Origin of the sequence: Streptomyces sp. NPDC012827, from assembly GCF_042900905.1 — a bacterium.
In the GTDB taxonomy this organism is placed as follows: Bacteria; Actinomycetota; Actinomycetes; order Streptomycetales; family Streptomycetaceae; genus Streptomyces; species Streptomyces gulbargensis.
In genome coordinates this window covers 14,355-35,701 of record NZ_JBIBBY010000013.1, presented here as the reverse complement: position 1 = coordinate 35,701, position 21,347 = coordinate 14,355, and the positions used below count along the sequence as shown (strand labels likewise).

General features: G+C 71.2%; 23 protein-coding genes and 1 pseudogene. 20 read left to right on the top strand and 4 right to left on the bottom strand.

Going from position 1 to position 21,347, the window contains the following annotated elements:
- The first annotated feature begins 156 nt into the window (after positions 1-156).
- From ACFY60_RS26335 to ACFY60_RS26310, 6 genes are all read left to right on the top strand, one after another.
- The gene (locus tag ACFY60_RS26335) at positions 157-1,053 is read left to right on the top strand and encodes an alpha/beta fold hydrolase (RefSeq protein WP_388613600.1); all 897 of its coding nucleotides are present in this window, start codon (positions 157-159) and stop codon (positions 1,051-1,053) included.
- 186 nt (positions 1,054-1,239) lie between these two features.
- Entirely contained in the window at positions 1,240-2,454 is a 1,215-nt protein-coding gene (locus tag ACFY60_RS26330) for an endonuclease/exonuclease/phosphatase family protein (RefSeq protein WP_388613597.1), read from the top strand.
- A 382-nt stretch (positions 2,455-2,836) separates the two neighbouring features.
- Positions 2,837-3,592 carry a (5-formylfuran-3-yl)methyl phosphate synthase gene (locus ACFY60_RS26325; RefSeq protein WP_388613594.1) on the top strand — a complete coding sequence of 252 codons (756 nt, stop codon included), beginning with the start codon at positions 2,837-2,839 and terminating at the stop codon, positions 3,590-3,592.
- Between the two features lie 7 nt (positions 3,593-3,599).
- A complete protein-coding gene (locus ACFY60_RS26320) occupies positions 3,600-5,009 on the top strand; it encodes an aldehyde dehydrogenase family protein (RefSeq protein ID WP_388613592.1) in 1,410 nt (469 codons plus the stop codon).
- On the top strand, positions 5,006-6,133 hold the full coding sequence (locus tag ACFY60_RS26315; protein WP_388613589.1) for an NAD(P)-dependent alcohol dehydrogenase: 1,128 nt from the start codon (positions 5,006-5,008) through the stop codon (positions 6,131-6,133). Before ACFY60_RS26320 ends, ACFY60_RS26315 begins: the two co-directional genes overlap by 4 nt.
- Positions 6,130-7,050 (top strand): SAM-dependent methyltransferase, encoded by a 921-nt coding sequence (locus ACFY60_RS26310; protein WP_388613587.1) that lies wholly within the window; start codon positions 6,130-6,132, stop codon positions 7,048-7,050. Before ACFY60_RS26315 ends, ACFY60_RS26310 begins: the two co-directional genes overlap by 4 nt.
- A 58-nt stretch (positions 7,051-7,108) precedes the next feature.
- On the opposite strand, the gene ACFY60_RS26305 is transcribed toward ACFY60_RS26310, so the two are convergent.
- From ACFY60_RS26305 to ACFY60_RS26295, 3 genes are all read right to left on the bottom strand, one after another.
- A complete protein-coding gene (locus tag ACFY60_RS26305; RefSeq protein WP_388613585.1) occupies positions 7,109-7,642 on the bottom strand; it encodes an EF-hand domain-containing protein in 534 nt (177 codons plus the stop codon).
- 276 nt (positions 7,643-7,918) lie between these two features.
- Entirely contained in the window at positions 7,919-9,769 is a 1,851-nt protein-coding gene (locus ACFY60_RS26300) for a DUF6528 family protein (protein ID WP_388613583.1), read from the bottom strand.
- A 546-nt stretch (positions 9,770-10,315) separates the two neighbouring features.
- A complete protein-coding gene (locus ACFY60_RS26295) occupies positions 10,316-10,930 on the bottom strand; it encodes a TetR/AcrR family transcriptional regulator (protein WP_388613580.1) in 615 nt (204 codons plus the stop codon).
- Between the two features lie 177 nt (positions 10,931-11,107).
- On the opposite strand from ACFY60_RS26295, the gene ACFY60_RS26290 reads away from it, so the two are divergent.
- The 10 genes and pseudogenes from ACFY60_RS26290 (at position 11,108) to ACFY60_RS26245 (ending at position 18,505) form a co-directional block, all read left to right on the top strand.
- The gene (locus ACFY60_RS26290) at positions 11,108-11,974 is read left to right on the top strand and encodes a polysaccharide deacetylase family protein (protein WP_388613577.1); all 867 of its coding nucleotides are present in this window, start codon (positions 11,108-11,110) and stop codon (positions 11,972-11,974) included.
- A gap of 324 nt (positions 11,975-12,298) precedes the next feature.
- A complete protein-coding gene (locus ACFY60_RS26285; protein WP_388613575.1) occupies positions 12,299-13,459 on the top strand; it encodes a PQQ-binding-like beta-propeller repeat protein in 1,161 nt (386 codons plus the stop codon).
- Positions 13,460-13,611: 152 nt separating this feature from the next.
- Positions 13,612-13,755, top strand: coding sequence for a hypothetical protein (locus ACFY60_RS26280; protein WP_388613572.1), 144 nt, complete (start codon positions 13,612-13,614; stop codon positions 13,753-13,755).
- 114 nt (positions 13,756-13,869) lie between these two features.
- Complete coding sequence (locus tag ACFY60_RS26275) at positions 13,870-14,286, top strand: hypothetical protein (protein ID WP_388613570.1); 417 nt, start codon at positions 13,870-13,872, stop codon at positions 14,284-14,286.
- 334 nt (positions 14,287-14,620) lie between these two features.
- Entirely contained in the window at positions 14,621-14,956 is a 336-nt protein-coding gene (locus ACFY60_RS26270; protein ID WP_388613568.1) for an ArsR/SmtB family transcription factor, read from the top strand.
- Positions 14,957-15,685: a cation transporter gene (locus ACFY60_RS26265; protein ID WP_388613566.1), complete on the top strand. Its 729-nt coding sequence runs from the start codon at positions 14,957-14,959 to the stop codon at positions 15,683-15,685.
- A gap of 78 nt (positions 15,686-15,763) precedes the next feature.
- Positions 15,764-16,553 (top strand): annotated as a pseudogene (locus tag ACFY60_RS26260) (TSUP family transporter).
- A gap of 255 nt (positions 16,554-16,808) precedes the next feature.
- Complete coding sequence (locus ACFY60_RS26255) at positions 16,809-17,015, top strand: hypothetical protein (RefSeq protein ID WP_388613564.1); 207 nt, start codon at positions 16,809-16,811, stop codon at positions 17,013-17,015.
- A gap of 113 nt (positions 17,016-17,128) precedes the next feature.
- Positions 17,129-17,578, top strand: a complete 450-nt coding sequence (locus ACFY60_RS26250) for a hypothetical protein (RefSeq protein ID WP_388613561.1) — start codon at positions 17,129-17,131, stop codon at positions 17,576-17,578.
- A 522-nt stretch (positions 17,579-18,100) separates the two neighbouring features.
- Positions 18,101-18,505 (top strand): chaplin family protein, encoded by a 405-nt coding sequence (locus tag ACFY60_RS26245; RefSeq protein ID WP_388613558.1) that lies wholly within the window; start codon positions 18,101-18,103, stop codon positions 18,503-18,505.
- Between the two features lie 457 nt (positions 18,506-18,962).
- Here ACFY60_RS26245 and ACFY60_RS26240 read toward each other — a convergent pair whose 3' ends face one another.
- Positions 18,963-19,505 (bottom strand): hypothetical protein, encoded by a 543-nt coding sequence (locus ACFY60_RS26240; protein WP_388613556.1) that lies wholly within the window; start codon positions 19,503-19,505, stop codon positions 18,963-18,965.
- A gap of 212 nt (positions 19,506-19,717) precedes the next feature.
- Here ACFY60_RS26240 and ACFY60_RS26235 point away from each other — a divergent pair, with 212 nt between their 5' ends.
- From ACFY60_RS26235 to ACFY60_RS26220, 4 genes are read left to right on the top strand one after another with little or no spacing between them, the layout of a single operon-like run.
- Positions 19,718-20,200 (top strand): relaxase domain-containing protein, encoded by a 483-nt coding sequence (locus ACFY60_RS26235; RefSeq protein WP_388614142.1) that lies wholly within the window; start codon positions 19,718-19,720, stop codon positions 20,198-20,200.
- The gene (locus tag ACFY60_RS26230) at positions 20,113-20,397 is read left to right on the top strand and encodes a relaxase domain-containing protein (RefSeq protein WP_388613553.1); all 285 of its coding nucleotides are present in this window, start codon (positions 20,113-20,115) and stop codon (positions 20,395-20,397) included. Before ACFY60_RS26235 ends, ACFY60_RS26230 begins: the two co-directional genes overlap by 88 nt.
- Positions 20,387-20,671 (top strand): hypothetical protein, encoded by a 285-nt coding sequence (locus ACFY60_RS26225; protein ID WP_388613551.1) that lies wholly within the window; start codon positions 20,387-20,389, stop codon positions 20,669-20,671. The genes ACFY60_RS26230 and ACFY60_RS26225 overlap by 11 nt, the downstream gene beginning before the upstream one ends.
- Positions 20,616-21,320, top strand: coding sequence for a hypothetical protein (locus ACFY60_RS26220; protein WP_388613548.1), 705 nt, complete (start codon positions 20,616-20,618; stop codon positions 21,318-21,320). The genes ACFY60_RS26225 and ACFY60_RS26220 overlap by 56 nt, the downstream gene beginning before the upstream one ends.
- Positions 21,321-21,347 lie beyond the last annotated feature (27 nt).

Here is a 21,347-nt window from a genome sequence, read left to right as displayed (position 1 = left end):
GATTCCGTCGCGACCTGCCCGCCACCCGTGCCGACTCCCGGCCGGAGCCGAGAGCACCACACGTTGGTGTGGGGCCGGGGCCGGCGGCGAGAACCATGTCGAGGGCAGGTCGTTGATCCAACGGTACGCGTTTTCCGTCGTCTGGAGTTCGTCCTCGTGACCGTCGATCAGGTGCATCGTTTCTTCTTCTCCGGCTTCGGCTACCAGTGCCGTGTCGTGCAGTGCCCCGCCCCCAGCACGGAGCCGATCGTCGTGATCGGCGGCGCCTTCCAGAACATGTATTCCTACCGGCGGCTGGAAGGGCCATGGGCGCAGACCGCACCCCTCATCCATGTGGAGCTGCCCGGTTCCGGCAACGCCGACCCGCTGCCGGCGACGTACGGGTTCGATTTCCTCGCCGACGCCCTGACCGACCTCCTCGACCGTCTGGGCCTCGACCGGGTCAACCTCTACGCCGTCTCCTACGCGGTGCCGGTCGCCTACCACCTCGCGCAGCGCGATCCCGGCCGCCTGTCCCGGCTGGCCCTCATGGGAGCCGCCTCCGTCTACCCGCCGGAGGGGCTGGAGGGGCTTCGGGCCATGGCGGACGCGCTCGCCTCGGGGGACGCCGACGGGTACGCCCGGCGCAGCGTGGAGTCGCTCATGGCCCCGGCCGACCGTACGGTACGCAACCGGGCCGCGGTCACCCGTGTGCTGGCCCGTGACATGGCGGCCGTCACGGGACCGGACTTCGAGCGTCACCTGGCGTCCATCCGCCGCGTGATCGACTGGTCGGGGCTGCCCGACGGCGGGGTGAGCGGCGTCCCGGCCCTCTGTGTCACCGGCGAGCACGACACCCTCACCCGCCCCGACCTGGGCCGTGAAGCCGCTGCCACCATCGCCGGCAGCATCTTCACCCTCGTACGCGACACGGACCACCTGCCGGCACTCGAACGCCGCAGAGAGGTCGGCGAACTCCTCCTGCGCTTCTTCACCGACCAGCGCCTGGACGACCTGGATTTCCTCACCCCGCTCGAATACCCCTCGGGACGGCTTCCCGCCGGAGTCGCCTGAGGCCGGGCACGGAAGCGGGGCCCGCCCGCCGAAGCCGCCGCTCGGCGGCTCGTGAAGGGGGCGCGCCCAGGAGTCCGCGCGGTGGCGTACGGAGCTGCCTGCCGGCCGGCCCCCGGCCTCTTGTGTGACATGTTCACGCGGCATTTGAGATCATCGCGTTCGCCGATTGCGATTCCAAGGGAAGCGATGAGAACACGTGGAATTCTGGCGGCCTTCGCAGCCGCCCTTTCCGTCGTCCTGATGGTGGGCCTCGCCCGGAACGGGGCCGACCTGCTGCGAGCCGACCGGGCGGTGACCGAGACGAAGCGCACGGCCACGGACACCGCGCCGGCCGACGCCGGGGCCGGAACCGAGGTGCAGCTCAGAGCGGTCACCTTCAACATGTGCGGCGGTATGTGCAACAAGGGCGGCACCGACAAGCTCCACCACATCGAGAAGCAGATCACCGACTTCCAACCGGTGCACCTGATCATGCTCCAGGAAGTGTGCTACCCGCAGTTCCAGTGGTTCCAGAACAGATACGAGGGCACTTACGAGTTCGGCTTCACGCCGCTGCTCACCAATTACACGGGCTGCGGCGTGTCCGACTGTTCGGTGAACATGGACAGCGACCCGGCCAATGACGACACGCGCTGCTGGATCGGTCAGGTCGTCGGAGCCCGCGGGACGCTGGGCCCGCCGGACAAGATCTCGCTCGGCGGCGAGAACCACCAGATCAAGGCCGACGGCAGCCCGGTCGTCCCGGCGCGGACGTTCAACGCCCTCTGCTACGACGCGACCCTCGTGGGCGTCCCCGGGAAGGTGAAGGGCTGCAGCGTGCACATGCGCGCCTTCGACGACCCCAAGGGCGTCAACGACCGGGCCCGTTCCGCGCAGGCGGCGCGTCTCGCCTCCGAACTCGACGACGACATCGACGCCGGCAAGGTCGTCGTGGTGGGCGGCGACTTCAACGCGGTCCCGCAGCCGCACAAGGGCCCCCAGCTGGACAGCTTCTACCGCCCCGACGCCGAACCGGGCGGGGGCATCGGCCGCTTCTACGAGGCCGACAGCGACGACAACGGCGACCCCGACGGCCCCGGCGGCGACCCCGCCTACTGGACCATGACGGATCCGGACTGCGCCGCCCCCGCCAAGACCTGCCGGAGCGGCCAGTCCACCACCGTCGACCTGTCCCCGACCGAGGCCGACCAGCGCAACAGCAAGATCGACCACCTCTTCTTCTCGGAAGCCACCACACCCGAGTCGCTCAGCGGCGCCTCCGTCCCCCTGTACTTCAAGGACGCCGCGCGCACGGAAACCACCCCCCACACGTACGACGCCGCCAAGGACGCCAACGGCAAGTACCTGAAACTGTCGGAGCACACCTTCTACCGGGGCCTGGCGACGGTCACCGTCTCCTGACCCACCGGTGACGGGTGCGTCTCGCGACCCGACCGACGGCCCGTACCGCACGGCGTGCGGCACGGGCCGTTCGTTGCGGCCGGCCCCACCCCCATCCGGCCCGGTCCCGGCCGTCGATCAGGGGCTGTCCGACCGAGGCACGCCAGGGCGCAGGGGCGCACCTGACCGACCGCTCGGGCGATCGCGGCACGGGCCGCGGGCTCCCGGTCCGCGCCGGTGCACACGGAAACCTGCGTCTGCGCATACGCGCCCCCCGGCGGCTCCGCGCGCCCTACCGGTGCGCGCGGACGGGTGGAAAAGATGAGCGCACCGCACATGAACCAGGTGACCCGCGGGTTCCTCGACCTCCGATCGGGCGGATACGCGGCGGAAGGAGTGCACGGTGTTGCTTCTCATCTCCCCGGACGGCGTCGAGGAGGCTCTCGACTGTGCGAAGGCGGCGGACCACCTCGACATCGTCGACGTGAAGAAGCCCGACGAGGGCTCTCTCGGCGCCAACTTCCCGTGGGTCATCCGGGAGATCCGCGACGCGGTCCCGGCGGACAAGCCGGTCTCCGCCACCGTCGGCGACGTGCCCTACAAGCCCGGTACCGTGGCCCAGGCCGCACTCGGCGCGGTCGTCTCCGGCGCCACGTACATCAAGGTCGGCCTCTACGGCTGCACCACCCCCGAGCAGGGCGTCGAGGTCATGCGGGCGGTCGTCCGGGCGGTGAAGGACCACCGTCCGGACGCGCTCGTCGTCGCCTCGGGCTACGCGGACGCCCACCGCGTAGGCTGCGTCAATCCGCTCGCCCTGCCCGACATCGCCGCCCGCGCCGGCGCCGACGCGGCCATGCTGGACACCGCGATCAAGGACGGGACGCGGCTCTTCGACCACGTCCCGCCGGACGCCTGCGCCGAATTCGTCCGCCGCGCCCACGCCTCCGGGCTGCTCGCCGCCCTCGCGGGCAGCGTCCGGCAGGCCGACCTCGGTGCGCTGACCCGCATCGGCACGGACATCGTGGGCGTACGGGGAGCGGTCTGCGCGGGAGGCGACCGCAATGCCGGCAGGATCCAGCCGCACCTGGTCGCCGCCTTCCGCGCGGAGATGGACCGGCAAGCCCGCGAGCACGCCGCCGGCGCCCCGGCCGTGAGCTGACCGCAGGATGCCGACACCGGAAGCAGGCAATGCCCCCGGCCCCCGCGCCGCACGCCTCACCGTCGTCGACCCCGCCACCGGCGAGCTCTTCGACGACGCCCCCGACCAGCGACCGGAGGAACTGGACACGGTGGTCGAACGCGCCCGGCGCGCCTGGTACGGATGGCGGGCCGACCCCGCCGCCCGTACCACCGCCCTGCGCGCCGCCGCCGACGCCGTCGAGACCGCCGGGGACGACCTCGCCCCCCTGCTCACCCGGGAGCAGGGCAAGCCCCTGGCGGAGTCGTACGCGGAGGTCGCCCGTACGGCGGCCCGCTTGCGGTACTTCGCCGGCCTCGCCCCTCACGCCCGCCGGATCGACGACGGCAGGCCCGTGCACAGCGAGGTCCGCTGGCGCTCCCTCGGGCCCGTCGCCGGGATCGTGCCGTGGAACTTCCCCCTCCAGCTCGCGGCGGCGAAATTCGCCCCCGCCCTGGCGGCCGGCAACACCGTGGTCCTCAAACCGTCCCCGTACACCCCGCTCGCCACCCGGCTGCTCGGTTCCGTCCTCGCCGCGGTCCTGCCCGAAGACATCCTGACCGTCGTCACCGGCCGGGAACCTCTCGGAGCCCGCCTCGCCTCCCACCCGGGCATCCGCCACGTCACGTTCACCGGCTCGGTACCGACCGGACGGGCCGTCGCCACGGCGGCGGCGGCCTCGCTCACCCGGGTCACCCTGGAACTGGGCGGCAACGACGCGGCCGTCCTCCTGGACGACGCCGACGTGGAACGGATCGCGGACCGGCTGTTCTGGGCCGCGTTCCGCAACTGCGGGCAGGTCTGCATGGCGGTCAAACGCGTCTACGCGCCGGCGCGGCTCCATGCCGAGGTGGTCGAGGCCCTCGCCCACCGCGCGAAGACCGTCGCCGTCGGATCCGGACTCGACCCCGGCACCCGGATCGGCCCGGTCAACAACGCGCCCCAACTGGCCCGGGTCGAGCAGGTCACACGAAGGGCCGTGGCGGCCGGCGCCCGCGCCGCGGCCGGCGGCCACCGGCTCGAAGGACCGGGCTACTTCTTCGCCCCCACGATCCTCACCGACGTCCCACCCGACAGCCCCGTGGTGACGGAAGAACAGTTCGGTCCGGTCCTGCCGGTGCTGCCCTACCGCACCCTCGACGAAGCCGTCGACGCCGCCAACGGCACCGGCTTCGGACTGGGCGGCTCCGTCTGGGGCACGGATCCCGACCGGGCCGCCGCGGTCGCCGACCGGCTCGAATGCGGCACGGCCTGGATCAACCACCATGCCGAACTCTCCCTCGCCCAGCCCTTCGCCGGCACCAAGGACAGCGGGCTCGGCGTCGCGGGCGGACCATGGGGCCTCTACGGCAACCTCCGGCCGTTCGTCGTGCACCGGCCGCGGGAGGAAGGCCGATGAAATTCCGGGCCGCGGTGCTGCGCTCGTACGACTCCCCCTTCACGGTGGAGGAGGTGACCCTCGGCAACGCCCCGGCCGCCGGGGAGATCCTCGTCGAGATCGCGGGATGCGGAATGTGCCGCACCGACCTCGCGGTCCGGCGATCGGCCGGCCGCACCCCGCTCCCGGCGGTCCTCGGCCACGAGGGCGCCGGAGTCGTGGTGGCGTCGGGCGACGGCACGAAAGGCCCCTCCGCACGTCCGGACGGAGCGATCGGCGTCGGCGACCACGTCGTGCTGAGCTTCGACTCCTGCGGAGCGTGCCGGAACTGTCTGGGGGCGGCCCCCGCGTACTGCGACTCCTTCGCCTCCCTCAACCTCTTCGGAGGACGCGCGGAGGACGTGCCACGGCTCACCGACGCCACCGGCGGCCCGCTGGCCCCCCGGTGGTTCGGCCAGTCGTCCTTCGCCCAGTACGCGCTCGTCCCGGCGCGCAACGCCGTCCGGGTCGACCCCGCCCTACCGCTCGAACTGCTGGGACCGCTCGGCTGCGGCTTCCTCACCGGTGCCGGAGCTGTACTCAACACGTTCCGCGCCGGCCCCGGCGACACCCTCGTCGTCCTCGGCGCGGGAGCGGTGGGCCTGGCCGCGGTGATGGCGGCGACCGCCGCCGCCGTACGGACCGTCGCCGTCGACCACCACCCTGGACGACTGGCCCTGGCCGAACGGTACGGCGCGATCCCGCTGCCCGCGAGGACGGCCGGGTCGGCCGACCGCATCCGCCGGCTGACCGGCGGCGGGGCCCAGTACGCCCTGGACACCACTGCCTCGCCCCCGCTCATCAACGACGCGCTCCACGCCCTGCGCCCCACCGGCACGCTCGGCCTCGTGGCACGCCTGCACACCGCGCTCGCCCTCGAACCGGGCACGCTCGACAAGGGCCGCAGCATCCGGCACATCTGCGAGGGGGACGCCGTACCCGCGCTGCTGATACCCCGGCTGACCTCTCTGTGGCAGGCCGGCCGCTTCCCCTTCGACCAACTGATCCGCACCTACCCCCTGGCCGACATCAACGAGGCCGAACGCGACTGCGAGGCGGGCCGCGTGGTCAAAGCCGTTCTGCTGCCGGAGAGAGGAGACCGATGAACGCACCGACCACCACGGACGGCGTCGACGGAGGGGTGGGACTCACCGCCCTCCTGGTCGCCGCCGCCCGTGCGATCGAGACCCACCGCCGCGACAGCCTCGCCCAGGACGAGTACGCGGAACACTTCGTGCGCGCGGCCCCGGCGTGCGCCGGCTGGCCGGTGCGCATCGAGCAGGTCCCGGACGGGGAGCACGACCCGCTGTGGGGGAGGTTCGCCCGCTACTTCGGCCTGCGGACGAGAGTCCTCGACGACTTCGTCCTCCGGTCGGCCGGCACGGGCATCCGCCAAGTGATCCTGCTGGGCGCGGGCCTCGACACCCGCGCCTTCCGGCTCGACCTGCCCTCCGACTGCGTCGTTCACGAGATCGACAGGGCGGGTGTGCTGGCCTTCAAGGAGCGGATCCTCGCGGAGGCCGCGGCCGTCCCCAAGGTGAAACGCGTCCCCGTCCCGGTCGACCTGCGCGCCGACTGGGTCACCGCGCTGACCTCCGCGGGGTTCGACCCGTCCGCCCCGAGCGTCTGGCTGGCCGAGGGGCTGCTCTTCTACCTGCCGGCCTCCGCGGAGACATATCTCGTCGACACGGTGCACCGGCTCACGGCCGGAGGCAGCACCCTGGCCTTCGAGGCCAAACTGGAGAAGGACCTGCTGGCGTACCGTGACAGCGCGATCTACACGGCGACACGCGAACAGATCGGCATCGACCTGCTCGACCTCTTCGCGAGGGAGCCGCGCCCCGACTCCGCCGGCGCCCTGGCGGTCAGGGGCTGGTCCACGTCGACGCACACCCCGTTCGAGTTCACCCGCCTGCTGGGACGAGGGCCCCTCCCCGAGCGGAACGACGCGCTGGAGGGCAACCGGTGGGTGTTCGCCCACAAGCCCCACAAGCCCCACAAGCCCCACGAGCCCCGGCCCTGACGCGGCGCCCCGGGGCCGGCCACGCGGGCCGGCCCCAGGGACGCTCGCGACGGCGGTGTCAGACGGTGCGGACCGCCACCAGCTGGTCACCCGGGATCCCGGCCAGGTCCGGCGCGTAGAAGTCTTCGATGCCGGCGGCCCACGTGGCCACGGTGATGCGGTCCTCGGCGTCCGGGCCGAAGGCGTCGAACAGCGCGTGGATGTTCGCCTCCTCGAAACCGATCGCCGTCATCAGCGACACGAAGAGCGGACGCTCGATCAGACCGTCCCCGTCGGGGTCCCCCAGCGCGGAGAGCGCCGTGGCGAACTCCGTGACCGTGGGCCCGAAACGCTCGGGGTCGAGCACGAACGGACGGAACTCGTCGACGGTGATCACACCGTCACCGTTGGCGTCCAACTCCGTGGCCAGCGTCGACCAGTAGCGGCGGAACGCGGCCCGGATGGCCTCCCTGGCGCCGTCGTCCGAGGCCACGGCCGCCGCCAGCACCCGTTCCGTCATGAGATCGAAGTCGCCGGAGTCGACGACCCCGTTGCGGTTGACATCGAAAAGGGAGAAGACCAGCTCGACCCGCTGGGCAGCCTCAGTACGCATGTCCGTCACCTGTCTCTACGGTCCGTCGGTCCCGGACCTGATCCGATGAGTGCGACTACGTAACCGACCCGAGGCGGAAACGTGACGGCGAGACGCCCTCCGCTACCGGAAGGAGTGAGTCTGCCCCCACCGCCGTCGCCGGCGCGGTCCGGCGGCCGGAGTGCCCCCATCCGGTACGAGGGCGCCGATCCGCCCCTTACGGGCCCTGGGGGGGAGCCGGCAGGACGGCCACCCCCTAGGGTCGTACACGCCCTTCTCAGGACGCGGAATCCCGCATCACTGATAGGCCGGGACGGCCCAGGTCGCCTTGTAGTGCCGGTCCGACGACGAGGCCGCCTTGATCGTCGTCGTGCCGTTTCCGGCGACGAACCGCATGTAAGCCGAGGTCCAGAGCGCGTCGGGGTTGGACATCTGCGTCTCCGGACAGGCGTCGAGGTTGCCCGAGCAGGTGGAGACGACGGCACCGGACGCCGGGTCGTCACCCACGCTCTTGACCAGGCCGCGGCTGTTGATCACCGGTTCGTTGGCGTAGTCCTTGCACCAACGGTGCTCCGCTCCCTGCACGTACGCGGCCTTCGGCCAGCGGTCGTCGTTCGTACCGAAGTGGCAGCGAACGGAGCCACTCTTGGAGAACTGGGTGATGCCCCCGTTGCTCGCCACCCAGAGGCGGTCGGAGTTGCCGTACACAGGGCCGAGGTCGTGCCCCCAGGCATCCCCCGTGGCGCTCTGCTTGGGCAGGGCGTATATGTCCTGCTCCAGTGGGGGCGCGAGTTTTCCTCCCGCGTAGGCGTACTTCACCAGCTGCTTTCCGCCGACGGCCCAGAGGGCACCGGAGGCCGGGTCGTACGAGACCTCGTGCGCGTCCTCCAGCGGGAAGATCTGAGGTGACGCGGCGTTCCAGGCTCCGGGTGCGCCCTGAGCCCTGGTGTAGACGGCGACGCCGCCTTGGGGTGCCCCGGGGACGGCGTCGGAGAACGCGACCACCACGTTGCCGTTCGGCAGCATCTCGACGCCGTGGAGGTTTCCGGCGGTGCCCACGTTGACGGCCCAGTGATAGCCGGCGAGCGACGGGTAGGGGATCACGCCGACGAAGCCGCTGCCGCCGTCGCCGGTGACCAGAACCGTACCGCCGTACGGACCGCCGGGCCGTAGCTTGTGCGAGGTGCCGCCCTTCCAGGCGTCACCCTTCAGGCTCGCGTCGAAGACGGAGTGGTACGCGTCGGGGATCCACCGCTGGTACGGCCCCGAACTCGGCCAGACGGAAGGCTTGGTGGAGTCGAAGAACTCGAGCGCCGCGTGCGCGCTGGGGTAGTTGTTCGGGTAGGTCGGGCCGAACTCGTTGCCCGAGATGAGCGGGGTGTGACCCTCGTTGAACTCGACCTCGAGAGTGGGGGCGTTGTACGCGGCGTGGCACGCGTAGTCGGTCCCCACCGGGTTCATGGAGCAGAAGTCCTTGTAACCGGATGTGCCGCTCTCGGCGGCGCTGAACCTGATCCCGTGGTTCGGCAGGCTCGTGTCCGCCCACCCCTTGACCCAGTCGGTCACGTCGATGCGCTGGATACCGTTGGACGCGGCGGGATTGGTCTTGTTCGGAACGTCGGGGCAGTTCGGGTGACCGACACCGAACCAGGTGCCTTTGCCGGCGCCGACAGTGGGCTGGTTGGCCCAGGTGATGGTGGCCTGATCCCACGCCGAGGTCACCGGGTGGACGCCCATCCACGCGTTGGCCGCGCAGTCGGAGACGAAGGAGTTGTACACGCGCAGGGTGGCCTGCTTGATCGGCGCGCCACGGAGCTTCGACACGTCGAAGCGCATGAAGCTCCGGTACTTCGTCACACCGTTGTCGGGCGTACCGACATGCAGGATGTGGCCCTGCGAGTGGTCGGCGTTGTCGGCGCTGCTGATGTAGGTGTCCTGCAGACGCTTGATGATGTTTCGAGGGCCGGTCTGCGCCATGGGCGTGGCAGTGGGGACTGCCGACGCGGCGACCGGTTCGGCCTTCAGCTCCGGAACGTTCGGTGTGCTCGATGCCGTGGCCGGGACGAGCAGCGAAGCGGCGAGCGCCAGGCCACCGGTCGCGGCGAGGACGCTTCTCTTTCCTGGAAGTCGTGTCAGACTGCGGCGCACGTGCGCCCACCCCCATGAGTTCGATTTACATGGATGCGTCATGGTGCCAGAGGCCGGAGCGGCGGAAAATTCAGGGGTGCGGTCGGTCGGGAAGTGGCCGGCCGAGTCGTGCAGCAGTGGGCGAGCCGGTGCTCGCCGCCGTCGACCACACCGTCAAGCCGGGCCTTCCGACGGTCACCACGCCGTGCCGAGACCCGCCGGCACCGGGCACATCGGCCTCCCAAAGGCCCCTGCGTTCCCGTCATACGCCTTCGAGCCCGCCCGGCGCCGGGGGGTCGCGGACGCGTGCACACAATGCTGCGGCGCACCGCGCGGAACCGGCGCCGGACGAAAGACGCTCCTGCTCGACGACCTTGGTGTCGGACGGGGCGAGTTCGGCGGGGGAGCGCATCTCGTCGCTCCCGTGCGGACCCGGCAGCAGCAGCCCAGGAGGAGGAAGCCCGGGTTCTTCCCATCGGCGGATCACACCCATGGCACCGGACCGAAGAGGCGGCGGAGTGAGGCTCTCCCACTCCGAGAGCGTCCGCGGTTTCCGGCCTGTCGGGATCATGCCCCGTTCTGGCGGTGGGGCCTGAGCCCGCGCATGGCGAGTTCGACCACGTCCTCGACGTACGCCTCGTCGTTCGGGCCGCGCACGACGAGCAGCCGGTAATACAGCTGGGCGTAGATCAGCTCGATGGCGCGGTAGGGGTCGATGTCGGCGGCGACCTGTCCGTCCGCCTGGGCGCGGCGGATGCGCTCCGCGACCAACGCGGTGGCGGGGTCGATGAGGCGTTGACGGAACTGGGCGGCGAGATCGGGGTCGTGCTGGGACTCGGCGACGATCGAGGCGAGAACACTGCGGGTGTCGCCGATCGTGTGGATCCAGGCGTCTTTGACCATCAGCTTCAGGTCGGCCTCGAAGTCGCCGGTCTGCGCGGTGTCGAGGCGCCGGTGCAGGCGCTCCTCGAGCTGTTGCGCCCACGCGTCGAGGACGACCGCGCCCTTGGAGGGCCACCAGCGGTAGACGGTCCGCTTGCCGACGCCCGCACGAGCCGCGATCCCCTCGATGGTGACGCGCGCCAAGCCGATTTCGCGGGCCATGCCGAGCGCGGCCTCGAGGATCGCGGCGGTCGTTTGCGGGTTGCGCCGGGCCGGGTCGGGTGCGCGCGTGGTGCTCATGTCGCCTCCATGGTGCTGACGGGCTCACGTTACCGCACGGGGGAGACGATCCGGTTCGTGTTGACACGGACGCGTTGCCACGACACGATCCGTATCGGTTCGCGATACGACACGGATCGGCTCCCGCCATCCAGCTCCGCTGCCGTCCCCAAGGACGGTGCCTGCGAAGGGAATTCCATGCGCAACGACCTGTACGACTACAGCCCCATCACCGAACGCCCGCCCATCCAGTGGCCCGACGGCGCCCGCGTGGCGTTCTACGTCGGCCTCAACGTGGAGCACTTCGTCCTGGGCAAGCCGTCCACGAGCATCAACCAGAGCACCGCGGCGCTCGTGCCCGATCCGCTGAACCACGGATGGCGCGACTACGGCCCCCGGGTGGCGATCTGGCGGATGATCGAGTCGTTCGACCGGCACGGCGTGCGCCCGAGCGTGCTCCTCAACTCCGATGTCGCCGAGCACTACCCGCAGATCATCGAGGCCGGCCGGGCGCGCGACTGGGCCTGGCTCGCCCATGGCAAGAACAACTCCACTCTGCAGGCCGAGGTCGAGGCGGACGAGCGCGCCTACCTGACCGAGGTCGTCGAGACCATCGAGAAGGCGACCGGGCAGCGTCCCCGCGGCTGGATGGGACCCGCCCTCACCGAGACGTTTCGGACCCCGGCACTGGTCGCCGAGCTCGGCCTGCGCTACGTGCTGGACTGGACCGCCGACGACCAGCCGTTCCGGTTGAACGAGCCCGGGCTCCTGAGCATCCCCTACACCCTCGAACTCAACGACCTGGGGCTGTTCACCGCCCACTCCATCAGCGGCCCCGACTTCGTGCAGATCGTCAAGGACCAGCTCGACCAGCTGTACGCGGACTCCGCGCACAGCGGCCGTGTGATGGCCCTGGCCCTGCACCCCTTCGTGACCGGCCAGGCGTTCCGGATGAAGTACCTGGACCAGGCGCTCGAATACGTCGTCAACCACCCGGGCGTGTGGACCACGACCAGCGACGACATCGCCGAACACTACGCCCGCACCACCGCCGCCTCCGCCTGACCGCAGGCCGACGGCTCCCCGGCCTCGGCCCGGCGCTTCGCCTCACTCGCACACGGCACCGGAGCATGCCCGGGGCAGCGGCGCAGTCCGTCGGACGGACAGGGGCGCCGAGGCTCGGGGGAGTGGCGCGGAGGGCCGCGGGACGGCCTCGGAGCGTCGACGGCCGCATGCCGCCGCTGATCGGTGATCGCCTAGCCTGTTGACCGGTCGCCGGTCGAACCAGGGGGAAATCGCATGACGGCAGAAACGAACGGCACGGACGCCGCCGGCCGGAGAGCCGGGTCCGCCGGGGGGTGCCTCAAGCCCCTCGCGAGCCTCCTCGGAATGCTTCTTCTCATCGGCGGCATCATCGCCGTCGTCATCCTGCCCGACTCGGGCTATGTCCCCGGGTTCTCCATGGCCAAGGTCTGGGACGCCCCGCACGAGGGTGATGCCACCGACGACGGAGGGGAGGTCCGTCTGGCGGGCGACGCGGTGATCAGCAGCCGCTCCGACGGCGTGACCGCCTTCGACGTCCGGTCGGGGAAGAAGCGCTGGGAATACGCCGTGCCCGACCGGGCGGAGACGTGCGCAATGTCCTCCGACCCGGCTGCCGGGGTAGCCCTGGTCGCCTACCGTGAGGCGAGGCCGAAGGAGAAGGGCTGCGTCACCGTCGCGGCGGTCGACCTCGCCGACGGCCGGGAACTGTGGCGCACCGACGGTGTCGCGGCGCACTTCCTGGACGACGTCGTCACCGCCGGCGGCGGACTCGGCGTGCTCCTCGACGGCGACCACCTGAGCGCCGTCGACCTGAAGACCGGCGCCCAGCGCTGGACGGTCCCCCTGCCCAAGAACTGTGCCCCGCACGCCCTCGCCCTCGCTCCCGAACAGCTGGTCGCCGCCCTGATGTGCGGCCCCGAGGCCACGCTCATCGCGTACGACCCCGCCAACGGCACGGCCCGGTGGACCGTGCCCGTCGACGCCCGGCGAGGCGTGGACGAGCACGCGCAGCTGCGCGTGCTGTCCGCGGTTCAGCCAGTGGTGCAAATCTCCGCAGCGGACGGGAGGACCAGCGCCGTCCTCACGTACGGACCGGACGGCCGCAGCCGGGCGAGGATCGCCGGCACAGGCGACCACGGCAGGCTGATGAGCACGCACGTCGAGGGCGGGCGACTCTTCAGCAGCGCCTGGGCCGGGAGCGGAGAGAGCACGTCCTTCAGCAGAATCGTCGCATTCGACCTGGCAACCGGTGCCCAGCTGTGGCGGACGAAGGTCGCGGGCAACGATTTCGACGTGACGGACGGCCGGGTGACGACGGTCAGCGCCCACCGGCACGGTGACCTGCTGACCGTCCTCGACGCGGCCACCGGAGACGAGAAGGACGATCGGTCCTTCCGCGATGCCGAGGTGCGGTCCGTCGCGGGCATGCTCACCTACCAAGACCTGGTGATCCTGGTCCACGCGGACGACACCATGCCGCCGTTCTCCGTGTACGAACGCTGGTGACTCCGGCCCCGCCACCCGGCACCGGGAGGCGGCGGACGGACGCCCTTCAAAGCGCTCAGGAGCTCACTGTCCCTCAGGCCGGCGCCTGCCCTGTGATCAACTTCTCCGCAGTACGGCCGCCTCGCCGCCGGCGTGGCGGCTCGGAGGAGGCTGTGCTGAGCGTCTCCGGGCGGTTCTCCCTGTTCGCGATGGCTCGCCGGTGGCAGCGCCGGCACCTCGTCACCACCGAGTCGCACCTGCCGGCCGCGGAGGCGGCTCTGCTGAACTCGTCCTTCGCCGGCCGCTCGAAGGTCTGATTCGCCGACCAGCGCACGACGCAGGGCGCAGCTGTCGCCCTTCTGCGCAGCCTGCTGACCCGGGTGGGCGGAAGTGAGCCGATCCTCGAACGGGATGTACGGTCCCGCGCCGCCATGGCCGCTGCCGCCGCCGCGACCCGCAGCGTGGTCGACTTCCTCGACCAGCACGACCTGCTCGACGCCGAAGGACTCCGCGAGACACCGCATCAGCTGCTCGATGTCCAGGGCCGGATCTCGGCCAGGATCATGAGCCTGCACGTGGAGCGCCGTGACCGACACGACGCTCGGAAGCTGCGGGAGCGGATCGACCGGCCACCCGAGCCGATGCACGCCTGGGGCAAGGTCATGCGCGGTGGCGGCCGCTACGAGCACCCACCCGCCGCCTGCCGGCTCATCCGCCGCTACTCCCGCACGGCGCCGTCCGCCCTGACCGCGTGGGCGGCCACCGGGAAGGACCTGCGGCAGATCGCGAGCAAGGACGTCCAGGCCCAGCTCGACCGGCACGGGGGAACGTGGCCCGCGGCCTGCTGACGGCGCACCCGCCGGCCCCTGGCCACCCACCCTCATCTGCTCATCACCGCCCAGACCTACCTGTACCCGGCTTCACCGCAGATCAGCTGCACCGGCATGCGCTCCGCCTTCGACCGGATCAGCCTCCTGCCCCGCCATGGACCGACCGCGTGCTCGACGAGCCCGCGAGACGGCCGACCCGATCTGTCTCGTACGGCATCCAACCCAGGGTCGCCGTGAAGTACGTGCAGATGGCGCATCCCGACAAGAACCTGCCCCGAATCCACTGACCAGGCGCCGAACCCATGAACCATCCAGGATTCTGTGAATTCAGAAAATCGTGTACTGTCCTGGTGTGCTGACCGCTGCCTCTGACATCGAGGTGCTGGCCCGGTTCGGCCGCGCCCTCGCCGACCCGATCCGCTGCCGCGTCCTGCTCGCTCTGTGCGACGCCCCCGCCTATCCGGCTGACCTTGCTGACACCCTCGGGATTTCCCGCACTCGGCTGTCGAACCACCTCGCGTGCCTTCGCGACTGCGGCCTCGTCGTCGCCCTCCCCGACGGCCGCCGCACCCGCTACGAGCTCGCCGACGAACGCCTCGGCCGGGCCCTCGACGATGTGCGCACCGTCGTGGTCGCCGTCGAGGCCGACCGCACCTGCCCGGACGCAGACGAGAAGGGCTGCTGCTGAATGACCGCGGACACTTCCATATCCCTCGGCCCCGGCCCGACCCGCCGCGAGGTACTCGCCCGCCGGATACGCCTCCTGGTCGCCGCGACCCTCACCTACAACGTCATCGAGGCGACCGTCGCCCTCACCGCCGGGTCGATCGCCTCCTCAACAGCCCTGATCGGCTTCGGACTCGACTCGGTCATCGAGGTGTCCTCCGCCGCCGCGGTCGCCTGGCAGTTCTCCGCCCGCGAGCACGCCGTCCGCGAAGCCCGCGAACAGCGCACCCTGCGGATCATCGCCGTCTCCTTCTTCGTGCTCGCCGCGTACGTCACTTTCGACGCCGTCCGCGCGCTGGCCGGCACCGGCCAGGCCGACCGGTCCATCCCCGGCATCGTCATCGCCGCGCTGTCCCTGGCGATCATGCCGTTCCTCTCCGCGGCCCAGCGCAAGGCCGGACGCGAACTCGGCTCCGCCAGCGCGGTCGCCGACTCCAAGCAGACCCTGCTGTGCACCTACCTCTCCGCCGTCCTCCTGGTCGGCCTGGTGCTCAACGCCACCCTCGGCTGGTCATGGGCCGACCCGATCGCCGCACTCGTCATCGCCGCCCTCGCGGTGAAAGAGGGCCGCCATGCCTGGCAGGGCAAAGGCTGTTGTGCTCCCACCGCCCACGCTGCGGCTCCCACCGCCTCCGGTGCGGCCGCGCCGGACCCCTGCGGCTGCGAACCGGGCTGCCCCTGCTGCTCGTGAACATCTCGTTGCGGATCCGCCCCGCTCGGCCCGGTGTGCCGATACCGACCCGGTGATCGAGCCATGGCGGGGGCAGCGGTGGAGTGGACGGTCCGGGCCGCGTTCGCGGCTGGCCTTTTGATCCCGACGGTGACCGCACCGCTCTGTGTGTCCGGGGCGGTCTTCCTCCTGCCGGTCCAGCTCAGCGCCCTCGGCGTGCCGAGTCCCGCGGTCACGCCGACGAACCTGCTGTTCAATGTGGTGGCCGGGGCAGGCGCACTGGGGCGCCACCGCCGCGATGGCGCTTCTGCGCGGCGGACCGGCCCGGCGCCTCCTGCTCCGGACGCTGCCCGGTGCCGTCGCCGGCGCCGCCGTCCGCGTCTTCGCCCTCCCCGGCCACAGCCTCTTCCGCGTCCTGGCCGCCACCCTCCTGCTGCCCGTGGGCACCTAGGCCGTGCACCCTGCGCCCGGCGCGGCACCGCCCCGGGGCACCGAAGCCGGCGAGCCGTCGGCGTGTGCGCTCACTGCTCTGGCCCTGACCGTCGGGCTGGTGGGCGGGATCTACGGGATCGGCGGCGGCTCCCTGCTCGGCCCGCTCCTCGCCGCACGAGGCATGCCCATGGTCCGGCTCGCACCGGCCATGCTCGCCGCGGCCTTCACCACCTCGCTCGCCGGAGCCGCCGCGTACGCCGTGCTCGCCGCGATGAGCTCCGGGGCCCGTCGCCCCCGACTGGCGGCTCGGTCCGGCGTGTGGCTTCGGAGGTCTGATCGGCGGCTACCTCGGCGCGCGCCTCCGGCCGCACCTGCCCAGACGGCACTCCGTCTCCTGCTCGGCACGCTCGCCGCCGCCCTCGAGACGCTGTACGCCGCCCAGGCTCTTGCGAGGTGAGCAGCGCTGCCGGTCTCGTCGCCCTCGCCGCACAGAACGGGGCCACCTCATGGACACCGGCGCCGTCCGTCTCGTCACGGCCCGCGATCCCCCCCTCCACCGGCGGCCCGTCGGTGTTACTCGCCGGACCCACCCCCGACAATGCGGACCCCGGTCCCGTTCGGGCGCTCCGAGGCCGCCCGGCTCCTGGCCGCGCAGTGGACCGGCGCCGAGCCGCTGACCGCCCTGAGATCGGAGTCCCCTTACGGCGTACACGTGGACCGGTACGAGCGGCAGGTCGACTGGGTAAGCGCCGCCGGCGCTGCTGCGGCCGCGATCCTGCTCCGGATCCCCCGCGACCTACGGACGACGCCGGGGTTCACCACGAAAGTGAAGTTCAGCCTGGACGTCGCCACCGGCCGCGTGATCCTCGCCGCATCGGACGACTGTCGGAACGACGCGGCGGAGACACGTCGAGTTTGACCCGTAGCCCAAGGCTTCCTGTCCTGCCTGCTGGAATGTACCCCGCCAAGTCGGTGCGGGAGCACCTATGATCTTGCCGGGTCTCCGCGGGGGGGACCGGGAAAGGGAGAACCATGAAGATTCTGGCTCGACTTGCTCTCGTACCGGCCGTGCTGGCGGGTGTGGGGCTCGGCGCATCCCCGGCCTCGGCGGAGGTGGGCGACGGTTATTCGCAGCAGGAGTTCGCGGTCTGTTACAAGAACTCCGACTGCAATATGGGCTTCACCTCGGGGGCCATCAGCTGGCCTGTCGCGTGCCAGCTGGGCCACACGTGTTATGTAGCGGTGGAGGGCCGTGTCGTGAACCGCCTGGGCAGCAGCTACTCCACCACCGCTGTCTTCGAGGCCTTCGATCACTCCGGGATCAAGCTGCAGGGCGACACCCGCACCGTCGCGGACGGTAACAAGAACTTCACGTTTATCGGCTTTCCCGAGGCAACGGCGCGGGTAAAGATCACGGTCTGTCAGAACTGGGCGGATGGCACGCGCACCTGCGGCTCCCCGGAGAGCTACAGCGGAATGTAGACCATTCGGTGTCTGGGAGGTCCCAAAGGGCCTCTCTTTTTCTGTTCCAGAACGCTCTCGTACTCGGTTTACGGAAGCCCTGTCTCTTACAGCCTCGGGAGCATCGGTGCAGCGGTTAGGCAGTTCCCCGACCGGCTGGGCCTGGCTCCCCGGAAGTTCCCGCGGGGCCTGAACCTGGGACTGATCCCACCCCCGGGTGCCGGCGTCCGGAGGCCGGCCCCCGCCCTGCAGGACACCGCCGCCCGGCTCACAGAGATTCGGGCGGCGGTGGGGACCTGACCCGCACCGGACTCCTGCGCCCCGCCGCCCATGTCCACAGCCGTTTCCAGCCCCGCTCCCACACCCCGGCCGTCCCCCTCTACCGCCACGGCGACCTCGAGGAGCTCCTCACCCACCCGGGCAACGACTGGGAAGAGGTCCGTACGACACGGAAGTACCGGCCTTCCCGCTCGCCCACCTCCCCACCGCACCCCGGGGCGGGAGTCGGCGTGACACCGGGCGGTGCGGGGTCGTTCACCGGGCATGTGCAACCGACACACCGCCGCGGCGGTCACCACCGCCGCCCTCGCGACCGCTCTCGCCCCGGCCGCCCCGGCTGCCGCAGGCGGCATCGGAGACGTCCTCTCTCCCGCCTTCGCCACCTCCTGCGTCAACCTCCACACCGCCGCCCGCGCCGACGGTGCCACCACGCACGGCACGGGCACCGCCGCCGGCAACCTCGCCGGCCTGCCCGTCGGCTCTCCCCTCAACCAGTGCGGCGGCGCCGACGCACCGGTCTGCGCGATCGACCAGTGGTTCTCAGGCACCAGCATCCTTTCGGGCCATTTGTTCAAGGACGCGGGCGCCCCAGCCGATGTAACCGCCAAGGTGACCGCGCTGCTCACCGACGATTCCTCCCAGCCGAACCTGAAGGGTGCCTGCGGCTAGGCCGTGTCTTTCGGATCTTGCCGGGCTCGCGGCGCCTGGCACCGCGCCTCTCCCCCGTGGCCCTTCGGGCACGGGAGGTGCCCCCAGCGTTGTCGTCGGTCGCCGAGGCTCGGCATCGACTCCCTCCTCCGCCTAGCGATGCACGGCGCCAGACGTCGCTCCCCGATCCGGCCTGATCCGAAAGACACGGCCTAGGCACGACCGCTCCCTGCACCCCGGCATCGACCCGCGGGGGCGGGTGCACGTCCTCCTGAGGCCTGCCACCGCAGGAGGCGTCTCCGCAACACTGACCGCCGACCCGTCCCCTCTTCTCCGGCCCCCGTCTGGCTTTGTAAACGAGAACGGACAGCAGATGTTCACCACTTCGGGAGGCACCGCAGCCGGCCTTGTTCGATTTTCCCCCACTACTGCGGCAGAGGGCGGCGACGCTTGCCGGGGCTTACGCCTCGCCCGTCCCTCAGCATCGAGGGGCAGAGCTGCCGACGAATTCCGCCAACTCGCCGGCGGCCTGGGGGGTCAGACGGTAGAAACCCTGAAGGCTGACCGAGTTCTCCAGACGACCATCCACCACGTACTTCAGACCGCGGGTCTGACCTCGGCGGTTGCGCCAGGTAAGCCTCGCAAGCAGTTCACCGGGGATGGCCACATCGAAGCGCACGGGCGTCGCATCCACATGCACCGCCATGGCGCCGCAGCCGCCGGCGCCGAGCATCGCCCAGTCACCGTGCCCGGGATACGCAGGGTCCTCCCACGTCGCGGGGGCCGCGCCGCAGCAGTCGCGTCGTTCCGTGTCGATCACTCGCAGTTGACTCACCACGAAAACCTCGCGCCGGTTGACATGCAGCGCGTACACCTCGTCCCCAGCACGAGCGCCCGTCCACGCGGGCAGGGATGAGTGAACGCCGCTGAAGGCGACCGGCGGGCGTTCTCCCACGCGCCCCGCCTTGTGCAGCGCGCGGCACGTGTCATGGGTCCACAAGACGGTGAAGGCATCAGACATGCCGTGACCCTATGAACGGGGACTGACAGCCATCCGCAGGGGACAGCACTCACGAAGCCTTCCGCAGAAGAAAACTGGCGCTCGGGCCTGCAACTCACGCGCCGTTCGAATCCTGCGATGGGCTTTGCCGCCTCCCGAAGTGGTGAACATCTGCTGTCCGTTCTCATGAACAAAGCCATCGCCGGCGACGCCGCCGCCCGGCCCCCACGCCGCTGCGCGCCGCCCAGGATCAGGCCGGGGTCCCGGTCGGGCGTCGGATGGGCCGGGGACTTGCCGTACTCGGACCCGCACCGGGTGAGGAGGTCACCGAGGCGCAGTTGCGGAACTGGTTCGGAGAGCGGGGGCGCCACCCGTACGCGCACCGGATCGAGGCCGAGCGGCTCGCCGCGGGCGACTCCCCGAAGAAGGCGTATCGGGCCGGCGCCCTCGGACGCACGGCCACGGTCACGGGCGTGGACTTCGTGGTCCGGCCGCAGCCGGCGATCTACCTCCTGTGGGCGTTCGGGGATGAGGAGACCCGTCTGGTGATCGGGGCCGCGCGTGAGCGGGGTGCGGGAGTGGATCGAGGACGAGGTTGCGGTGATCCGGCAAGGACGGGATCTATCGGGTGCGGCCGCCCGGTGATGTGGTCGCGCGCTTCCGCCACTACGAGGCGAGGTCGGGTCGGCCGTTGCTCCACGCCCATCTGCTTCTGAGCGTGAAGGGGCAGCGCTCGGACGGGAAGCGAGGGCCGATCCACACCACGATCCTGTACGAGAACACGGTGGCGGCCTCCGCGCTCTCCAACGAGCTGGTCGCCTCCGAGGTCTGCGAGGAGCTGGGGCTGACGACCGCCGCGCACCATCACCCCGGCGTGCCGGCCGGTGATGGAGATTGCGGGGGTGCCGCATGAGCTGATCCGATGGACCGCCCGGCGCGGTGACCAGATCGCCGCCTGCCTGGCCGAGCCGGAGCACGAGTACGTCACCGCCGTCGACGACGACGGCGAGCCGCTGTTCCTGCCCGTGGTCTCCGAGCGGGCCCGCGCCAAGATGAACCAGATCACCGCCCGCAAGAGCCGCCCACCGAAGCAGAAGACCCGGCCGCTCGCGAGGCTGCGCGTGGTGGAAGGTGAGCGCGATCCTCACCTCCAAGGTCGCCGTCGACGCCATGACCTCGCTCCTTGAGCGCGCCCGCGCCGCAGCCGCGGCGATCCGGGCCCGCGTCGCCGCCGCGGCCGACGTCGGCCTGGCGGCCGTCGACGTCACCGCGACGGTGTTCGTGATGAACGACGGCGGCCGCTCCCACCGCCGGCACCCGCTCGCCGAAGTCCGCCGCCACCTCGCCCTCCTCCTGCGTGACCGCCGCCGCGACCCCGGCCTGGACGAGAAGATCGTCGTCACTGCCGTCTCCACCCACTGCCTGGACATCACCGAGCCGAGGACCACCATCGGCCTGCTGTCGGACTACCGCCTCTTCACCGCCCGGTGGGCGCTGGCCGACCTCCCCGCCCGGCCCCGCCCGCACCTGACCCGGACCGGCCGGACCGGCAGCCCCCGGCCCATGCCGGTGAGCCGGCCGCGCCCCGGCCCCCGGGCCAGGACGCGGAGGAGTGGGAGATCCCCCGCATCCCGCTCCCGTACGACCGTGCCGTCCTCGCCGGCGCGGTGGTGCGGGAGAAGCTGCGCACCATCACCGCCGTGCGGGGCCGGGCGTACGACGTCGTCGCCCACCAGCAGGCGGCGATGCCCGAGCACATGCTCGGGCCCGAGCCGGCCGACCCCGAGCATGACGACCAGGAGCAGGAGGCCGGGCGCCCAGAGGCGATCGACGTGACGGCGCTGCAAACCCTGCGGGAATCCC